At 70.3% G+C, this 16,070-nt stretch carries 13 protein-coding genes and 1 pseudogene; 6 read left to right on the top strand and 8 right to left on the bottom strand.

Annotated elements, in window-relative coordinates; genetic code table 11:
* On the bottom strand, window positions 1-327 hold a 327-nt coding region (locus H4F98_RS15310), incomplete at its 3' end, for a hypothetical protein (protein ID WP_220479243.1).
* Window positions 327-1,109 (bottom strand): enoyl-CoA hydratase/isomerase family protein, encoded by a 783-nt coding sequence (locus tag H4F98_RS15305; protein WP_182688701.1) that lies wholly within the window; start codon window positions 1,107-1,109, stop codon window positions 327-329. The genes H4F98_RS15305 and H4F98_RS15310, both read right to left, overlap by 1 nt.
* A gap of 272 nt (window positions 1,110-1,381) precedes the next feature.
* On the opposite strand from H4F98_RS15305, the gene H4F98_RS15300 reads away from it, so the two are divergent.
* The 3 genes and pseudogenes from H4F98_RS15300 (at window position 1,382) to H4F98_RS15290 (ending at window position 3,927) form a co-directional block, all read left to right on the top strand.
* Window positions 1,382-2,068 (top strand): FKBP-type peptidyl-prolyl cis-trans isomerase N-terminal domain-containing protein, encoded by a 687-nt coding sequence (locus H4F98_RS15300; RefSeq protein WP_182688700.1) that lies wholly within the window; start codon window positions 1,382-1,384, stop codon window positions 2,066-2,068.
* Window positions 2,069-2,255: 187 nt separating this feature from the next.
* Window positions 2,256-3,073: pseudogene (locus tag H4F98_RS15295) on the top strand (NUDIX hydrolase).
* Window positions 3,070-3,927: a sulfurtransferase gene (locus H4F98_RS15290; RefSeq protein ID WP_343064778.1), complete on the top strand. Its 858-nt coding sequence runs from the start codon at window positions 3,070-3,072 to the stop codon at window positions 3,925-3,927. Before H4F98_RS15295 ends, H4F98_RS15290 begins: the two are co-directional and overlap by 4 nt.
* 33 nt (window positions 3,928-3,960) lie before the next feature.
* On the opposite strand, the gene H4F98_RS15285 is transcribed toward H4F98_RS15290, so the two are convergent.
* The 6 genes from H4F98_RS15285 to H4F98_RS15260 all read right to left on the bottom strand — a co-directional run bounded on the left by H4F98_RS15285 (window position 3,961) and on the right by H4F98_RS15260 (window position 13,507).
* The gene (locus tag H4F98_RS15285) at window positions 3,961-4,719 is read right to left on the bottom strand and encodes an enoyl-CoA hydratase/isomerase family protein (protein WP_182688698.1); all 759 of its coding nucleotides are present in this window, start codon (window positions 4,717-4,719) and stop codon (window positions 3,961-3,963) included.
* Window positions 4,716-6,290 (bottom strand): DUF4139 domain-containing protein, encoded by a 1,575-nt coding sequence (locus H4F98_RS15280; RefSeq protein ID WP_182688697.1) that lies wholly within the window; start codon window positions 6,288-6,290, stop codon window positions 4,716-4,718. The genes H4F98_RS15285 and H4F98_RS15280 overlap by 4 nt, the downstream gene beginning before the upstream one ends.
* A gap of 88 nt (window positions 6,291-6,378) precedes the next feature.
* A complete protein-coding gene (locus H4F98_RS15275; protein WP_182688705.1) occupies window positions 6,379-6,759 on the bottom strand; it encodes an acyl-CoA thioesterase in 381 nt (126 codons plus the stop codon).
* A gap of 365 nt (window positions 6,760-7,124) precedes the next feature.
* Window positions 7,125-10,118 carry an excinuclease ABC subunit UvrA gene (gene uvrA, locus H4F98_RS15270; RefSeq protein WP_182688696.1) on the bottom strand — a complete coding sequence of 998 codons (2,994 nt, stop codon included), beginning with the start codon at window positions 10,116-10,118 and terminating at the stop codon, window positions 7,125-7,127.
* Between the two features lie 230 nt (window positions 10,119-10,348).
* Window positions 10,349-11,290: an OmpA family protein gene (locus tag H4F98_RS15265; RefSeq protein WP_182688695.1), complete on the bottom strand. Its 942-nt coding sequence runs from the start codon at window positions 11,288-11,290 to the stop codon at window positions 10,349-10,351.
* 120 nt (window positions 11,291-11,410) lie between these two features.
* Window positions 11,411-13,507: a S8 family peptidase gene (locus H4F98_RS15260; protein ID WP_182688694.1), complete on the bottom strand. Its 2,097-nt coding sequence runs from the start codon at window positions 13,505-13,507 to the stop codon at window positions 11,411-11,413.
* A 618-nt stretch (window positions 13,508-14,125) separates the two neighbouring features.
* On the opposite strand from H4F98_RS15260, the gene rplU reads away from it, so the two are divergent.
* The 3 genes from rplU to cgtA all read left to right on the top strand — a co-directional run bounded on the left by rplU (window position 14,126) and on the right by cgtA (window position 16,042).
* On the top strand, window positions 14,126-14,446 hold the full coding sequence (gene rplU, locus H4F98_RS15255) for a 50S ribosomal protein L21 (protein WP_141517745.1): 321 nt from the start codon (window positions 14,126-14,128) through the stop codon (window positions 14,444-14,446).
* 12 nt (window positions 14,447-14,458) lie between these two features.
* A complete protein-coding gene (rpmA, locus tag H4F98_RS15250) occupies window positions 14,459-14,716 on the top strand; it encodes a 50S ribosomal protein L27 (RefSeq protein WP_141517744.1) in 258 nt (85 codons plus the stop codon).
* A gap of 249 nt (window positions 14,717-14,965) precedes the next feature.
* Window positions 14,966-16,042 (top strand): Obg family GTPase CgtA, encoded by a 1,077-nt coding sequence (gene cgtA, locus H4F98_RS15245; RefSeq protein ID WP_182688693.1) that lies wholly within the window; start codon window positions 14,966-14,968, stop codon window positions 16,040-16,042.
* Window positions 16,043-16,070: the final 28 nt, after the last annotated feature.

Here is a 16,070-nt window from a genome sequence, read left to right as displayed (position 1 = left end):
CGCCGCGCCCGGCAAGGGTGCCCGCTTGCTTTCGCCGCCCGGCGATGCCGGCATCGCACGCCGCGCGGCGCGCGCGGCGGCCAGCCTGCGCAGTCGGGCCTCGCGCGCTCGATGGCGCTCGCGTGCCGCCCAGGCCGCGAGGCGGCCGGCTTTGGCGCCGAGCAGGCGCCGACGGCACCCGGGCGTGCATGCCGGGCAGGCCTCGATGTCGGCCAGTCCCTGCTCGATCGCCACGTCCAGGTCGTCGATGGCCAGGGCCGCGCTGACCGCGTGGGCCCGCGCGCCCGCAGGCGCCGCACAACCGCAGGGGCAGGGCGCGTCGGCCATCAGCGGCCGCTGAAGCCCGGCTTGCGGCGCTCGAGGAAGGCCGTGGTGCCTTCGCGCATGTCCTCGGTCGCGAACATCAGGGCGAACTGCGCGGTCTCGTACTCGAGCGCCTCCTCGATGCCGCACGACCCGCCGACATTGAGGCAGTCGATCACGCCACGCATCGCCAACGGCGCGGAAGCGGCCAGTTGCGCGGCGAGCTTGAGCGTCTCGGCTTCCAGCTCCGCGGCCGGGACGACGCGGTTGACGATGCCCAGTCCGAGTGCCCGCTGCGCGTCGATCGGGGCGCCCAGCAGGCACAGTTCCATCGTCGCCGCGCGCCCGGCCAGGCGGAGCAGGCGCTGGGTGCCGCCGAAACCGGGGATGAGCCCTAGGTTGATCTCGGGCTGCCCGACCCGGGCGCTGTCGGCCGCGATGCGCAGGTGGCAGCACATCGCCAGCTCGAGCCCGCCGCCGAGCGCGAAGCCGTTGACCATCGCGATCACCGGTTTGGGCATCTGCTCGATCCGACGCATCATGCGTTGCCCGCGCTGGGAGAAATCGCGGCCCTGCACCGGGGTGAGGGTGTTCATCTCGGCGATGTCCGCGCCGGCAACGAAGGCCTTGGGCCCGGCGCCCGTCAGGACGATGGCGCGCACGCCCTCGTCCGCGGCGGCTTCCGCGAATGCGTCATCCAGCGCGTCGAGGGTCGCCGCGTTGAGCGCGTTCAGCTTGTCGGGCCGGTTGACGGTGATCTGCAGGACCGCGTCGTGGCGGGTCTTCAACAGCAACGATTCAGGCATGTGAACGGGTGTCCTTGTCGAATGGGGGGCGGAATCGACGCGCCGGAGCGCCACCGCGGGCGCTGCGGCGCATCGCCGCGCGGGAACTCGCCGCGGGGCGCGCGGTCAGAGTACGCGGTGTCAGTGGCAGTTAAGCCAGTGCGCCGCTATCCTAGCGCGTCCGATCAGGCCTGCACGACTGGCGGATCCCATGAGCGGTACCCCCTGCGATCGAAACCGAAGTAGTTCGCCCCGTCGCGGGATCCCGTGCCACAAACCGGAGGTTTTACCGAATGAAGTTGCGTTTTCTCGCGGTCGCCGTGACCGCCCTGGTGCTGACCGTCGGCAATGCCGCCGCTCAGGACACATCGTCTGAGAAAGGCAAGCTGAGCTACGCGCTGGGCTACGACCTGGGTCGTAACGCGATCGAAAGCGGTGAAGCCGTCGATCTCAATACCGTCATCAAGGGCCTGCAGGACGGCTACGCCAAGAGCCAGCCGGCCGTGCCGGTCGAGCAACTGCGCAGCGCGGTGCAGAACATGCAGCAGCGCCAGCAGGCCAAGGCCAAGGCCGAGTGGGACCAGGCCGCCGCCACCAACAAGGCCAAGAGCGACACCTTCCTGGCCCAGAACAAGGCCAAGTCGGGCGTCAAGACCCTGCCCAGCGGCATCCAGTACCGCGTGATCGAAACGGGCAACGGCGCCAAGCCGACCCAGGCGAGCACCGTGGAACTCCAGGTCGCCGGTCCGTACGCGTGGGGCGAGCGCCCGACGCCGGCGCGCCCGGCCCAGACCATCCCGCCGATGAAGCTCAGCGAGATCGAGATGCCGGCCATGCGCGAAGCGCTGCTGCAGATGCCGGCCGGCTCCAAGTGGGAAGTGACCCTGCCGCCGGAGAAGGCCTACGGGGCCGACCCGCGCACGCCGTTCCCGCCGAACGTGGCGGTGCAGTTCGAGATCAAGCTGGTCTCGGTCAAGTAAGCCGGCCGGGCGCGCATGCGCCCTTGCTCCTGGCCGTCCGGCGCTGCGTGCACCGGACCGGCCCGGCCAGTCCAGAAGCGCCGGCCCTGCCGGCGCTTCTGCTGTCCGGGGCCGGCCAGGGTGCCGTCCGACGCCCTGCGTCGCGATCGCATGCCGGGTCGCCTCCCACAGTTGATACCCTGTTGCCATGAATCCAGCATTCCGTGCCGTGCTCAGTCCCTGCATCGGCGTCTGCAGCCTCGACGAGGCCGGTTTCTGCGAGGGCTGCCTGCGCAGCACCGCGGAAATCGCCCGCTGGTCGCAGATGAACGACGACGAGCGCCTGCACCTGATGGAAACCGTGCTGCCCGGACGCGAGGCCGCGCGGGGGTGAACGCGTCCGCGCCCCCGCGCACGCCCGAACCGTTCTCCCGCATCGTCGCGGCGCTCCACCCACTGCACGGTGAGCCGACGGGCACCGGTTGGAACCGCGACGAAGTCGCCGACCTGTTGCCGGCGGACAGCATCCAGGTCCAGGCCGCCGTGCTCGTCGGCCTCGTGCCGCGCGACAGCGGCCTGCAGGTCCTGCTGACGCGACGGACCGATTCGCTGCGCCACCACGCCGGACAGGTGAGTTTCCCCGGGGGACGCATCGAGCCCTCCGATCGCGATGCGACTGCGGCGGCCATCCGCGAGGCGGGCGAGGAGATCGGTCTGCGTCCGCCGCAGATCCAGCCACTGGGCTTCCTCGATCCCCTCGTGACGATCACCGGTTTCCGGGTGTTGCCCGTGGTCGCGGGAATCGCGGCGGACTATGTCGCCGTGCCCGACCCGGGCGAGGTCGACACGGTATTCGAGGTCGCACTGGACTACCTGCTCGATCCGGCCAGCCTCGGCCACCACGTCGTCCAGTACCGCGGTCGCGAGCGGCGGGTGCTGGAGTATCGTTACCCGGGTCAGCGGATATGGGGCGCGACCGCGTCGATGCTGTTGAACTTCCGCCAACGACTGGAGGCCACCGCGTGAAAGCCTGGACGACCCTCGTCGAGCCCCGCGAGTTGCTGCCCCGGCTGGGCGACGAAGGCCTGGTGGTGATCGATGCGAGCGCCGACCTCGGCAGTCCCGGCGCCGCCCGGGCGCGTTTCCTGCAGGCGCATGTCCCGGGCGCCCGGCATGCCGACCTCGACCATGACCTGTCGGACCACCGCCTGCGCGGACAGGGCCGGCATCCGTGGCCGGCGGCAGGCGATTTCGAGGGCCGACTGGCCGAATGGGGCATCGCCCCGGAGCACCAAGTCGTGGTCTACGACGCCGCGGACGGCGCGCTTGCCGCCGCCCGGCTGTGGTGGATGCTGCACGTGCTGGGCCACCAACGCGTCGCGGTGCTCGACGGCGGCTGGAACGCCTGGCGGGCCGAGAGCCTGCCCGTGGCCAGCGGGGAGGCGCGGCCGCGGGAACGCATCGACCATCCTCCGGGGCGCGCTTTCGACGATTCGCGACTGTTCGACGCCGGCGACGTCCAGGCCCATCTCGACCGGGGCGGGATGCTGGTCGATGCGCGTGCCGCCGAGCGGTTCCGCGGCGAGGTCGAGCCGCTCGACCGCGTCGCCGGCCACGTGCCGGGCGCGGTCAACCGGCCGTATGCGTTGAACCTGCACCAGGGGCGCTTCAAGCCGGCCGGCACCCTGCGCGACGAGTTCCGGTCCCTGCTGGGCGACACCCCTCCCGGCGACGTGGTGGTCATGTGCGGGTCCGGTGTCACCGCCTGCCACCACCTGCTGGCGATGGCGCATGCGGGCCTGCATGGCGCGGGCCTGTTCACCGGTTCCTGGAGCGGCTGGATCGAAGACCCGTCCCGCCCCGTCGCGACCGGCGACTGAGTCGGGTCGCGACGGATCGCCGCGGCTTCGGGCCTACTTGCGCAGGCTGGCCACCAGCGCCTGCAGGGCCTGCTGGGTGCCTTCGGAGTACCAGCCATCGAGGAAGCGGTCGAGCTGGATCAGTTCGGGCTGCATCGCTTCGATCACGTCCGCGCGCGCGATGCGGCGGGTCAGCAGCATCGCCTCGCGCGGCAGCGAGACCAGTTCGCGCAGCCAGATCAACGCCCGCTGGGCGACCTCGTCGATGCCGACGAGCTCGTCGACGAGGCCGAAATCCAGGGCCTGCGACGCTTCCACCATTTCGCCGGCGACCAGCAGGCGCTCGGCGCGATACGTGCCCACCACCCGCCGCATCAGGCGCTGGATGCCTTCCGGCGCGGCCAGGCCGACCCGGGTTTCATTGAGGCCGATCCGGTAGGGGCCGGAGGCCATCACCCGGTAATCGCAGCACAGCGCCAGCACGCAGCCGCCGGCCGGGGCATGCCCGGCGATGGCCGCCACCACGGGAACCGGCGATTCGGCAAGGCCGAGCGCGGCATCGAAGAAGGACTGCCACGCCGCCTTGAGCGCCGCGCGATCGTCGCCGAGCGACAACAGGTAGGGCACGTCCAGGCCGGCGGAGAACACCTTCGGGCCGCCGCTGAGCACGACGCCGCGCGCGCCGCCGTCGATGGCCGCGTCGAGCGCGTCGCGCAGGTCGGTGCACAGCGCGGGATTGAGCGCATTGACCGGCGAGCGCGCCAGGCGCAGCTCGACCAGGTCGCCATGGTGGAGGGTGTCGACGCAGGTCATGGATTGAGCTCCCGGGGCCAGCGGTAGCGGACCGTGTAGGTGAGGGTGGTGGTGCCTTCGGCCGGCACCGGGACGAGGAACTCGACCTTCTGCGCGCCCTTGGCGTCGGCGGCAACGCTGCTGTCGACCAGTTCCCAGTCGCGCCAGCGCGGCAGCGGTTCGATCACGCGAACCGTCGCGGCCTCCTGCTTGGCGTTGCGCAGCTCGATGGCGAACGACTCGGTGATCGTGCGTCCGCTGCGGTCGACGCTGAAGGCCGTCGCTTCGCGCTCGGCCGAGAGGTCGAAGGCGGTGCCGACCTGCAGGCGGATCTCTTCGCCGTTGGCGGTGTGCCCGAGCGGCGACTCGCCGAGGAAATCGTCGCCGTCGAACACGCGCACGCGGCCGGCGGGCAGGGCGCGGCCCAGGCCGGCGTCCTCCGTGTTCTGGATGACCACGGACGCGACGACGGGCCGCTTGCCGGTGGCGCCGGAGGCGCGCGGGGCGAGTTGCGGGCGGTCCGGGATCCAGCCCGGCTCGCCGCCATCGAGCAGGTAGACCCGCTCGCAGGCCACCGAGTCGCGCGCGGCGAACAGCGGCAGGCGCTCGGTGGCGCCGTTGCTGACGCGGCTCGTGCCGGGGAGTTCGTACGCGTGGTACTCGCCCGACTGTCGTTCCACGGGGGGTGGCGGTGCCGCCGCGGGCGCGGCAGCGGCGTAGTCATCGGCGTACGCCATCTCCCGGTAGCGCGCGCCCCCGCCCGTGACGGAGCGCCGTGGCTCGCCGGCGACCAGGGTCAATCGTGCGTTGGAGAACGTCACGCCCGAGCGGTTGGAGACCTGTGCCGCGCCATCGAGCGCGAGTTGGCAGCCCTTGCCCGGGGTGATCCGCGCCAGGTACTCGGCGCGCCACGCCATCCCGCCCATGGGATAACCGAGCACGAAGGCGGCATCGCCGGCCTTCTCGGCCTCGACCGTCCACTGCAGCGCGGCCTCGCGTGGCAACGCGTCGCCGGCGTCGATGATGCTGAAGTTGTCGTAGTCGTGGATGACTTTGATGCGGCCATCGTTCAAGGCGAGGCTGAGGCCGTCGTTGGCCGCCAGCAGGGTACCGCTGTCGGTCTGCTTGGCGCCGCCCGAGGTGTGCTCGACGGCGATCTTCATGCCGATCGCGCGCGCAAGCACGTCCTGGGTGCCGGACAGGGCGCCGATGTAGCGCTGCGCGACGACGCCCACGCCGGGGCTGCGGGGTTGCAGCAGGGCCGCCTCGACGTCCATCGCCGGCGACACGTTGGTGGCGGTGACCGCGTTGCTGCCCGCGGCGAGCGTGTATCGCAGCGGCCGCTCGACCAGGGCGTAGCCGGGCATGCCGGGCATGGGTTGGGTAAGCTGGCCGAGCGCATCGTAGTCGCCGCTGTAGACCGTGAGCCGCGTCGATGCGTCCGTGTCCTCGCTGTCCGCGGGCCGGTCCGCCTTCGCGCTGCGCGCGGGTTCCGCGGGGAGCCGGGACTTGGCGGCCTTGCCACCGGGCTCGGGCTGCGAACATGCGGCCAACAGGCAGGCGGCTGCCAGCAGTGACAGGGGACGATGCATCGCGAACTCCATTCTCGGCCTGTTCATATCATAGGCCGATGTCCGCGCGCCGTCTGCGCCCGCGGACATGCGTCGTTCACGGAGCCGCTCAGGCCTGGCAGGCCTCGCGCACGCCGGCAGGCAGCGGTGCCGCGCGGCCGGTGTTGCGGTCGATCCACACCAGCACGACGTGCCCGTCGCAATACAGCACCCCGGGGTCGCGCGCGGCGACGATGCGGTGGCCGATGCTCACGCTGGTGGTGCCCATGCGCTCGACGAACAGTTCGATGTCGACGTCGCCCGGCCATTCGATCGGCCGCCTGTAGTTGACGTGCGCGGCGGCGACCACCGGGGCCACGTCGTCGTCCAGGCCCAGGCCCGGCAGGCCCATCATCCAGCGCAGGCGTGCTTCTTCGAGGTAGGTGAGGTAACGCGCGTTGTTGACGTGGTTGAATGCGTCGAGGTCGTTCCAGCGCACCGACATCGGCATGCGTTGCAGCACGCGGGGCGAGGACGCGGCTGCCTCGCCCGCGCCTGGCGGGACGGCGGCAGGTACCTCGACGCCGGGGGCAGCGCCACCGGCGGCGTCCGCCGTCGCAGGCGCCGCGTCGGCGACGCGTTCCGCACCCGGGGGCGCCATGCCCGCATCACGCTCGCGGGCCTTGTCCGCGTCCTTGCCCTTCTTGTTGGGTGCGACCTTCTTCGCGGCGGCCTTCTTCGCCGGTCGCGTGGCCTTCTTGCGCGCGGGCGCCTTGCGGGCCGGCCTGGCGGCCTTGTCGCCGTCTTTGGTGACCGTCGCGTCGCCGGACGTCTCCTGCCCGGCATCCGTTGCTTCGCTCTTCTTGCGCTTGCTCATCAGGAGGTCTTCCCGCTGGCGCGCTTCGCGCCCTTGGTGGCCTTTGCGGCTTTCGCCGCTTTCGTTGCCTTCTTCGGCTTCGTGGGCGTCGCGGGACTCGCCTTGCGCCGGGGCGCAGGCTTGGCATCCGCGTCGTCGCTGCGTGCGCCGGGGGCCTCGAGCAGGGGCGCGAGGAAACGGCCGGTATGGGAGTGCGGCAGCGCCGCGATCTGCTCCGGCGTGCCGGTGGCCAGGATGGTACCGCCGCGATGCCCGCCGTCCGGTCCCAGGTCGACGATCCAGTCGGCGGTCTTGATCACGTCCAGGTTGTGCTCGATCACCACGACCGTGTTGCCGTCGTCGCGCAGGCGGTGCAGGACCGCGAGCAGGTGCTCGATGTCGTGGAAGTGCAGGCCGGTCGTGGGTTCGTCGAGGATGTACAGCGTGCGCCCGGTGTCGCGGCGGGAGAGCTCCTTGGACAGCTTCACGCGCTGCGCCTCGCCGCCCGACAGCGTGGTCGCGCTCTGGCCCAGCTTGATGTAGCTCAGGCCGACGTCGATCAGCGTTTCCAGCTTGCGCGCGATCGAGGGGATCGCCTCGAACAGGCCGAGCGCGTCCTCGACGGTCATCTCCAGTACGTCGTGGATCGAATAGCCCTTGTAGAGGATCTCCAGCGTCTCGCGGTTGTAGCGCTTGCCGCCGCAGACGTCGCAGGGGACGTAGACGTCGGGCAGGAAGTGCATCTCGACCTTGATCAGGCCGTCGCCCTGGCAGGCCTCGCAGCGGCCGCCGCGCACGTTGAAGCTGAAACGCCCGGCGGCATAGCCGCGCGCACGCGCCTCCGGCACCTGGGCGAACAGTTCGCGCAGCGGCGTGAACAGGCCGGTGTAGGTCGCGGGGTTGGAGCGCGGGGTGCGGCCGATCGGCGACTGGTCGATGTCGACGACCTTGTCGAACAGGTCCATGTTGTCGATCGAGCGATACGGCGCCGGCGTGCGCGAAGCGCCGTTGAGGTCGTTGGCCGCGATCTCGTAGAGCGTGTCGTTGATGAGGGTCGACTTGCCCGAGCCGGAAACGCCGGTGACGCAGGTCAGCAGTCCGGCATGGATGTCGAGGTCGACGTCCTTGAGGTTGTTGCCGGTGGCGCCGCGCAGGTGCAGGGTCGCCTTTGGGTTGGGGCGTGTGCGCTTGGCCGGGACCTCGATCCGCTTGCGGCCGCTGAGGTAGGCGCCGGTCAGCGAGCGCGGCGCTTCCAGCACGTCCTGCAACTGTCCCTGGGCGACGATCTCGCCGCCATGCACGCCGGCGCCGGGGCCGATGTCGAGGATGTGGTCGGCCAGGCGGATCGCGTCCTCGTCGTGTTCGACCACGATCACCGTGTTGCCCAGGTCGCGCAGGCGCGTCAGGGTGCCGAGCAGGCGTTCGTTGTCGCGCTGGTGCAGGCCGATCGAAGGCTCGTCCAGCACGTACATCACCCCGACCAGGCCGGCGCCGATCTGGCTGGCCAGGCGGATGCGCTGCGCCTCGCCGCCGGACAGGGAGTCGGCCTTGCGTTCCAGGGTGAGGTAATCCAGGCCGACGTCGACCAGGAAGCGCAGCCGGTCGGCGATCTCCTTGACGATCTTGACCGCGATCTCGCCGCGCCAGCCGGGCAGCTCGAGGCGCTTGAAGAACGCGAGCGCGTCGTCGACCGGCAACACCACGATCTCCGGCAGCGGATGCTCGCCGACGAAGACATTGCGCGCCGCGCGGTTCAGGCGCGCGCCGCCGCAGTCGGGGCAGGGGCGCTCGCTGATGTACTTGGACAGCTCCTCGCGCACGGCCGGCGATTCGGTCTCGCGGTAGCGGCGCTCCAGGTTGGGCACGATGCCCTCGAAGCGGTGCTTGCGCTGTTGCCGGCTGCTGCCGCCATCGGTGAGGTAGGTGAAGGCGATCTGCTCGTCGCCGCTGCCGAAGAGCACGGCCTGGCGGTGCGCCTCGCCGAGCTCCTGCCAGGGCGTGTCCACGTCGAAGCCGTAGTGCCTGGCCAGCGACTGGATCATCTGGAAGTAATACGCGTTGCGACGGTCCCAGCCGCGCACCGCGCCGGCGGACAGGGCCAGCTCGGGATGGATCACCACGCGTGCCGGGTCGAAGAACTGGGCCACGCCCAGGCCGTCGCAGTGCTGGCAGGCGCCCACCGGGGAATTGAACGAGAACAGCCGCGGCTCGAGCTCGGGCAGGGCGTAGTCGCAGACCGGGCAGCTGTAGCGCGAGGAGAACAGCAAGGGCTCGGCATCGGCGACGTCCAGCGACATCACCGCGGCCATGCCGTCGCCGAGCTTGAGCGCGGTCTCGAAGGATTCGGCCAGGCGCTGCTTCATGTCCTCGCGCGGGCGGAAGCGGTCGACGACCGCCTCGATGGTGTGCTTCTGGCGCAGCGCCAGCGTCGGCACCGCGTCGACTTCGTGCACCTCGCCGTCGACCCGCACCCGGACATAGCCCTGTGCCCGGAGCTGCTCGAACACCTGTGCGTGCTCGCCCTTGCGTTCGCGGATCACCGGGGCCAGCAGCATGTAGCGCTGTTCGGCGGTCTCGGGCCGGTCCGCCAGCGCGATGACCTGGTCGACCATCTGGCTGACCGTCTGCGCCTCGAGCGGATAGTGGTGGTCCGGGCAGCGCGGCGTGCCCACGCGTGCGTAGAGCAGGCGCAGGTAGTCGTAGATCTCGGTGATCGTGCCGACCGTGGAGCGTGGGTTGTGCGAAGTCGATTTCTGCTCGATCGAGATCGCCGGCGAGAGGCCTTCGATGTGGTCGACGTCGGGCTTCTCCATCACCGACAGGAACTGCCGGGCGTAGGCCGACAGCGACTCGACGTAGCGGCGCTGGCCTTCGGCGTAGATGGTGTCGAACGCCAACGAAGACTTGCCCGAGCCCGACAGGCCGGTGATCACGATCAGCTTGTCGCGCGGCAGGTCGAGGTCGATGTTCTTGAGGTTGTGCGTCCGCGCACCGCGGATGCGGATGGTATCCATGCGTGGGTGGGGGCCTGCAATGGTCGTGGGGGTACCCGTCGACCGCGACGCCTGCACGCCCCCCCGGGACGGGGCGCGCGCGCCAGGCGATGCGGCGGCGAACAGACGAGCGTATCGGTAGACCGATATGGGGGCAAATCCCCACGAACAAACCGGGCGGGCCCCGCGGGTCCGCGCCGGCGCCTTGCGTTCAGGCAGGGCGCCGGGACCGAGGGGCGGTGCCGATGGATTCAGTCGGCGACGCGGAAGCCGACGCTGTCGGCCGCTGCCGGGCCGTCCCCGGCCTGCCCCGGATGGGCCGAGGTCCGGATCTGGCCGGGGCCCACGCCGTTGACGATCAACTGCACCTTGACCGCCTCGGCGCGCTGCAGGGCCAGGCGCTCGTCGAAGGCGGGGTCGTCGCTGGCGCTGGCGTTGCCGACGATCTCGACCCGGCGGTCGCGCGGCATGGCGGCGATGGTCTGGCCGGCCTGGGCCAGCACGGCCAGGCTGGAGGCCGAGAGCTTTGCGCTGTCGGGTTCGAAGGCCACCGTCATGCCGTTGAGGCTGCTCTCGAGCTCGGACACGCTGGCATCGGGGCCGAGCGCGGCCAGCGCCGCCAGGGCGGGATCGTCCTCTGCGCCGATGAAGAGCCCGCCCAACTCGGCGTCCGGGAAGTGTTCGCGGGCGGCATCGGTCAGGCGCGCGCGGGTGTCGGGGTCGACCTTGCCGGTCAGCTCGATCCGGTTGCCGTCGAAGCGCAAGCCGGTACCGCTGACGTTGAAACCGGCCAGGAAGCCCTCCAGGCCGTCGATCCAGTCCGGCGGGCTGGCATCGGGGTCGACCGCGACACTGCCGCTGGCTTGCCCGGCCGGGAAGATGTCGGCGAAGGCACGGTCGATTGCATCGCGGTGCGAAGCGCTGTCGATGCGGCCATCGTAGCGGATCGCGCCGCTGTTGTTGGTGATGTTCAGGCTCGATGCGCGTTGGGTTGAGGGCGGTGGCAGCGCCGACGCGACGGCGTCGTCCACGTCCTCTTCGGCCGCGGGCGTGGTCGCCTGGGCGGGCGCGCCGGCGTCCGGCGCCGCGCCCCGGTCGCACCCGGCGAAGGCCAGGGTCGCCAGCAGCAGGAACGGGACCCAGCCGAGCCGTGGGGGCAAGCGTCGGGGACGAAGGGGGAAACGTTGGGGCATGCGCTACTCCTGGGGGGAAGCTCGGGTGTCGGTGACCGGGGCCTGCATCCCCGGATGGAGCGGGGGCCCTTGCGGGCCCCCGTCCTGGCGTCCTGGGACGCCGTGTTGCAGGTGAAGGCTTCAGCGGCTGCGACGCTTCTGCGAGGCGTAGTCGATGGAGACTTCGTCCGAGCACTCCAGGGTGCCGTTGTTGCACACCTTGTAGCTCATCGTTCCGCTTCCGATGATCCGGAAGGTGTCGGTGGTGCTGTGCTTCTTGTTGCGCACGGTCTTGAGGATCGCGCCGTTGCGGTACAGGTCGACGAACTTCGCGCCCTCGTCCCAGCTCAGGTTGACCCGGGTGCGGTGGTTGTTGAGCTGTTCGGCCTCGGCGGCCAGCGCCCGCGGCCAACCCGGGTCGACGAAGCTCGGGTACAGCGAGATGCCGCTCGAGTCCGTGTAGCCCTTGATGGTCACATACCAGATGCCGCTTTCCGGCGTCGGGAAGAAGCAGGTCTCGTCGTTGCCGAAGGAGAACGGACGGCAGTCGTACGCGGTATCGGTCGGTTCGGCGCCATGACGCACATAGATGTCCGCGTCCCCCTCGCCGCCATACATCGCGAACAGCAGGTTGGACGCCCCGTTGGGCACGGACAGCTGGTAGCGGACGGTGCCATCGGCCCCGACCTCAATGTCGGTGACGGTGACGCCGTTCTCGAGTTCGGTGGCCGGCGGCGGCGGCGGCGGCTCCGGCGGCGCCTCCGGCAGCGGTTCGGCCCCGGAGGCGACCGCGACCGCGTAGCGCGCGTTGATCACGCCCGAGCCGCAGGGCTTGCTGAAGCTGCAGCCGTCCGGGAAGCCGTTGGCCGCGTACGCGGTGTTGACCAGGATCTCCTCGACCTCGGCCGGCGTCTTGGCCGCGACCGACTGCATCAGCGCGACCGTGCCGGCCACGTGCGGTGCCGCCATCGAGGTGCCCGCGTACCACGCGTAGCCGTCGCCCTCCTGGCCCTGCGCGCCCAGGTTGAGCGTCGACAGCACGTTGTCCTCGGCCGGGGCCACGCCGCTGCCGCCCGGGGCGGCGACGTCGATGCCTTCGCCAAAGTTGGAGTAGTCCACCGCGAACGCGTAGGCCGGGCCGGTGGCGGCCACCGAGACCACGTTGTCGCAGTTGGCCGGGGTGAAGCCCGACACGTCCGAGCTGCTGTTGCCGGCCGCCACGACCACGGTGGTGCCCCGGCTGACCGCGCCGTCGATGGCGTCCTGCATCACCGCCGAGCAGCTGCCGCCACCGCCCAGGCTCAGGTTGATGACCTCGGCAGGGGTGGTGTTGTCCGGCACGCCGGCGACGCTGCCGCCCGATGCCCAGACGATCGCGTCGGCGATGTCGGAGATGTAGCCGCCGCACTTGCCCAGCACGCGCACCGGCTGGACCTTGGCGCCATGCGCGACGCCGGCCACGCCGACGCCGTTGTCGGTGACCGCGGCGATCGTGCCGGCCACGTGGGTGCCGTGCCAGCTGCTGTCCTCGGGGATGCCGAAGATGTTGCATTCGCCGTCGTGCCAGTCGCCCGGATCGTTGGCGTCGGCGTCGCGGCCATCGCCATCGACGGACACGTCCGGATCGTCGATGAAGTCGTAGCCCGGGATGAGGTTGGCCAGCAGGTCCGCGTGCGGCGTGCTGCCGGTGTCGAGCACGGCGACCACGACGCCTTCGCCGGTGGTCGTGTCCCATGCCGCCTCGGCGTCGATGCCGCCGGTGCCGGCCTGGTAATGCCATTGCTGCGCGTAGCCCGGGTCATTGGGCACGAACTGCCGCGTCAGCAGGCGGTCGGGCTCGACGTTGAGGACGTTGGGGTCCTTCATCAACGCGATGGCCAGCGCCTTGCTGGCGGCGCGGTCGAGCTTGCGGTCGGTCCTGATGACCGCCGCGCCGTTGTTCAGCGTGCGCATCGGGCGGATGCCGATGCCGGCGTCACGCGCCGCGGTGGCCAGGCCCTGGTTGCGCGAGGCGGCCGAGGCGCGGGCCCCCGGGGCATTGCGGTAGGTGACGATGAAGCGGTCCGTCCGGACCTGGCTGGCGGCCTTGGCGCTGGTCGCGGCGACGGGGCGCTTGAAGCTCTCGAGTTTCGCGCCGGAGTAGGCGGCCGGCGCCACCACGATCGCTGTCGCGATCGCAAGCGCCGTCCACTTCATGTTCCGTGGGCGGTTGGAGCCTGCATGGTTCTTCGATGACATGAGTTGAGCATCCTTTTCTTAAGTCCATTTCTCCCGTGGCACCCCCTGTGCCTTGGGCCCAGTCCGCATCGACGCCAATGGGGCGCGTCGACGCGCAACGCGGTGGCCGCCGCGCCGGCCCGCGCGAGCGGCCAGGTGCAGCGGTGTCAGTCGGGTATCGGGCGGGGCCGGGTGCGCGTGTTTGCGCCGCGTCGTCCAGGGCGTGGGACAGGGATGCAGCAGCGACGGGGCGCGCGGGCACCGGTCCTTCTGTCTGCGCTGACGCCGTCGGGCCTTGGGCCGCGCGACGGTGAGCTCCATGCTCCATGACTCTGGAATACCTCGCCGAAAATGCCGGGTCCATGCCCCCCATGGGGCAGGGAATCCTGAATGTCAGCGAGCGACCCCCTGTTGCCGCTCCTGACTCGAACCTAAACGCGCCGTGCGCGAAACACAAGGGTCGACCGCGGTTCAGCGAGCAGATTTCGCAATCCGCCCGATCCGGTGCGCGTCGTGGCCGCGAGGCGGACCGTGCCGGCAGGGGTTGATTGCGACGGGGCGCCGGATGTCCTACAATTCCGCTTCTGTCCGCCCTGAACAGGCTGGCAGCGACCAAAATAACTACAGAGGAATCTGGTCATGTATGCAGTTGTAGTCACCGGCGGTAAGCAGTACCGCGTGATGCAGGGCGAGACCCTGCGCGTCGAGCTCCTCGATGTCGAAGCCGGCAGCGAGCTGAAGCTGGACAACGTCCTGATGCTGGGCGACAGCGATGGCGTGAAGGTCGGCGACGAGCTCAAGGGCGCCGTCGTGTCGGCCAAGGTCATCGGCCACGGTCGCGCCGACAAGGTGCGCATCGTCAAGTTCCGCCGCCGCAAGCACCATCGCAAGCAGATGGGCCACCGGCAGCATTACACCGAAATCGAGATCACCGGCATCGCCGGTGGCGACAAGAAGTAAGGAGAAGCAGTCATGGCACATAAAAAGGGCGTAGGTTCTTCGCGCAACGGCCGCGACTCCAACCCGAAGATGCTGGGCGTCAAGATCTATGGCGGCCAGGCGATCGACGCAGGCAACATCATCGTGCGCCAGCGCGGTACCCAGTTCCATCCGGGCGCCGGCGTCGGCCTGGGTCGCGACCACACGCTGTTCGCGCTGGTCGACGGCAAGGTCGAGTTCTCGACCAAGGGTCCGAAGAAGCGCCGCACCGTCAGCGTCATCGCCGACTGAGCACGGGCATCCGGCGCCCCGCGCCGATGCCGCGAAAGGCCCCGCCCCGGCGGGGTTTTTCGTTTTCTGGAACGTGATTCGGGATTCGTGATGGGTGATGGGTGATGGGCGGGCCGTTTCGCCGCTCGTGCCGTTGGCCGCCAGGCCAGCCCCCATCGTGGGCCGATATCGTTCGCATAAACTGGCGGGCAAGGCGCTCGCCAGTCGTTGTCCAATCACCATTCACGAATCACCGATCACGGCCCTCCAATGAAACTCGTAGACGAAGCTGAAATCCAGGTCTCCGCCGGCAACGGCGGCAATGGTTGCGTGGGCTTCCGTCGCGAGAAGTTCATCCCGCTCGGTGGGCCGGACGGCGGCGACGGCGGCGACGGCGGCAGCGTCTGGCTGGTGGCCGACGAGAACCTCAACACCCTGGTCGACTTCCGCCACCAGCGGCAGTTCCGCGCCCAGCGCGGCGAGAACGGCATGGGCCGGCAGATGTACGGCAAGGCCGGCGAGGACACCGTCATCACCGTGCCAGTGGGCACCGTGGTCACCAACGTCGAGACCGACGAGGTGATCGGCGACATGACCCGGCACGGCGACCGCATGCTGGTCGCCAAGGGCGGCAAGGGCGGGCTGGGCAACATGCACTTCAAGAGCTCGGTGAACCGGGCCCCGCGCAAGGCGCTTCCGGGCCTGCCGGGCGAGGAGCGCGTGCTCAAGCTGGAGCTGAAGCTGCTGGCCGACGTCGGCCTGCTCGGGTTTCCCAATGCCGGCAAGAGCACGCTGATCCGGGCGGTGTCGGCCGCGACCCCCAAGGTCGCCGACTACCCCTTCACCACGCTGTATCCCAACCTGGGCGTGGTCAGCGTCGAGGCGCACCGTAGTTTCGTCATCGCCGACATCCCCGGCCTGATCGAAGGCGCCGCCGACGGTGCCGGCCTGGGCGCGCAGTTCCTGCGGCACCTGCAGCGCACCCGCCTGCTGCTCCATCTCGTGGACATGGCGCCCATGGAGGGCGGCGTGGAGGGTGTCAGCCCGGCCGAGCAGGTGCGCGCCATCGAACACGAGCTCGGCAAGCACGACCCCGAACTGCTGCGCAAGCCGCGCTGGCTGATCCTCAACAAGTCCGACCTCCTGTTGGAGGAAGAGCAGGACGAGGTCGCCCGCGGCATCATCGACGAGCTGGGCTGGACGGACCGCTGGTACCGGGTTTCCGCGATCGGCCGCGAGGGCACTTGGCCGGTCATGAAGGACGTGATGGCCTTCTTCGACCGGCAGGCCGAAGAGGCTGCCGAGGCCGCGGCCGAGGCGGCCGCGTCGACGCGAAGCGACGACTGAGCGCGGCGCCCGTGGAGCCGGCGGCGTC

The sequence above is a fragment of the Marilutibacter spongiae genome (assembly GCF_014145325.1).
In the GTDB taxonomy this organism is placed as follows: domain Bacteria; phylum Pseudomonadota; class Gammaproteobacteria; order Xanthomonadales; family Xanthomonadaceae; genus Marilutibacter; species Marilutibacter spongiae.
The sequence above is the reverse complement of the archived record's forward strand: the minus strand, read 5'-3'. Positions and strand labels throughout refer to the sequence as shown.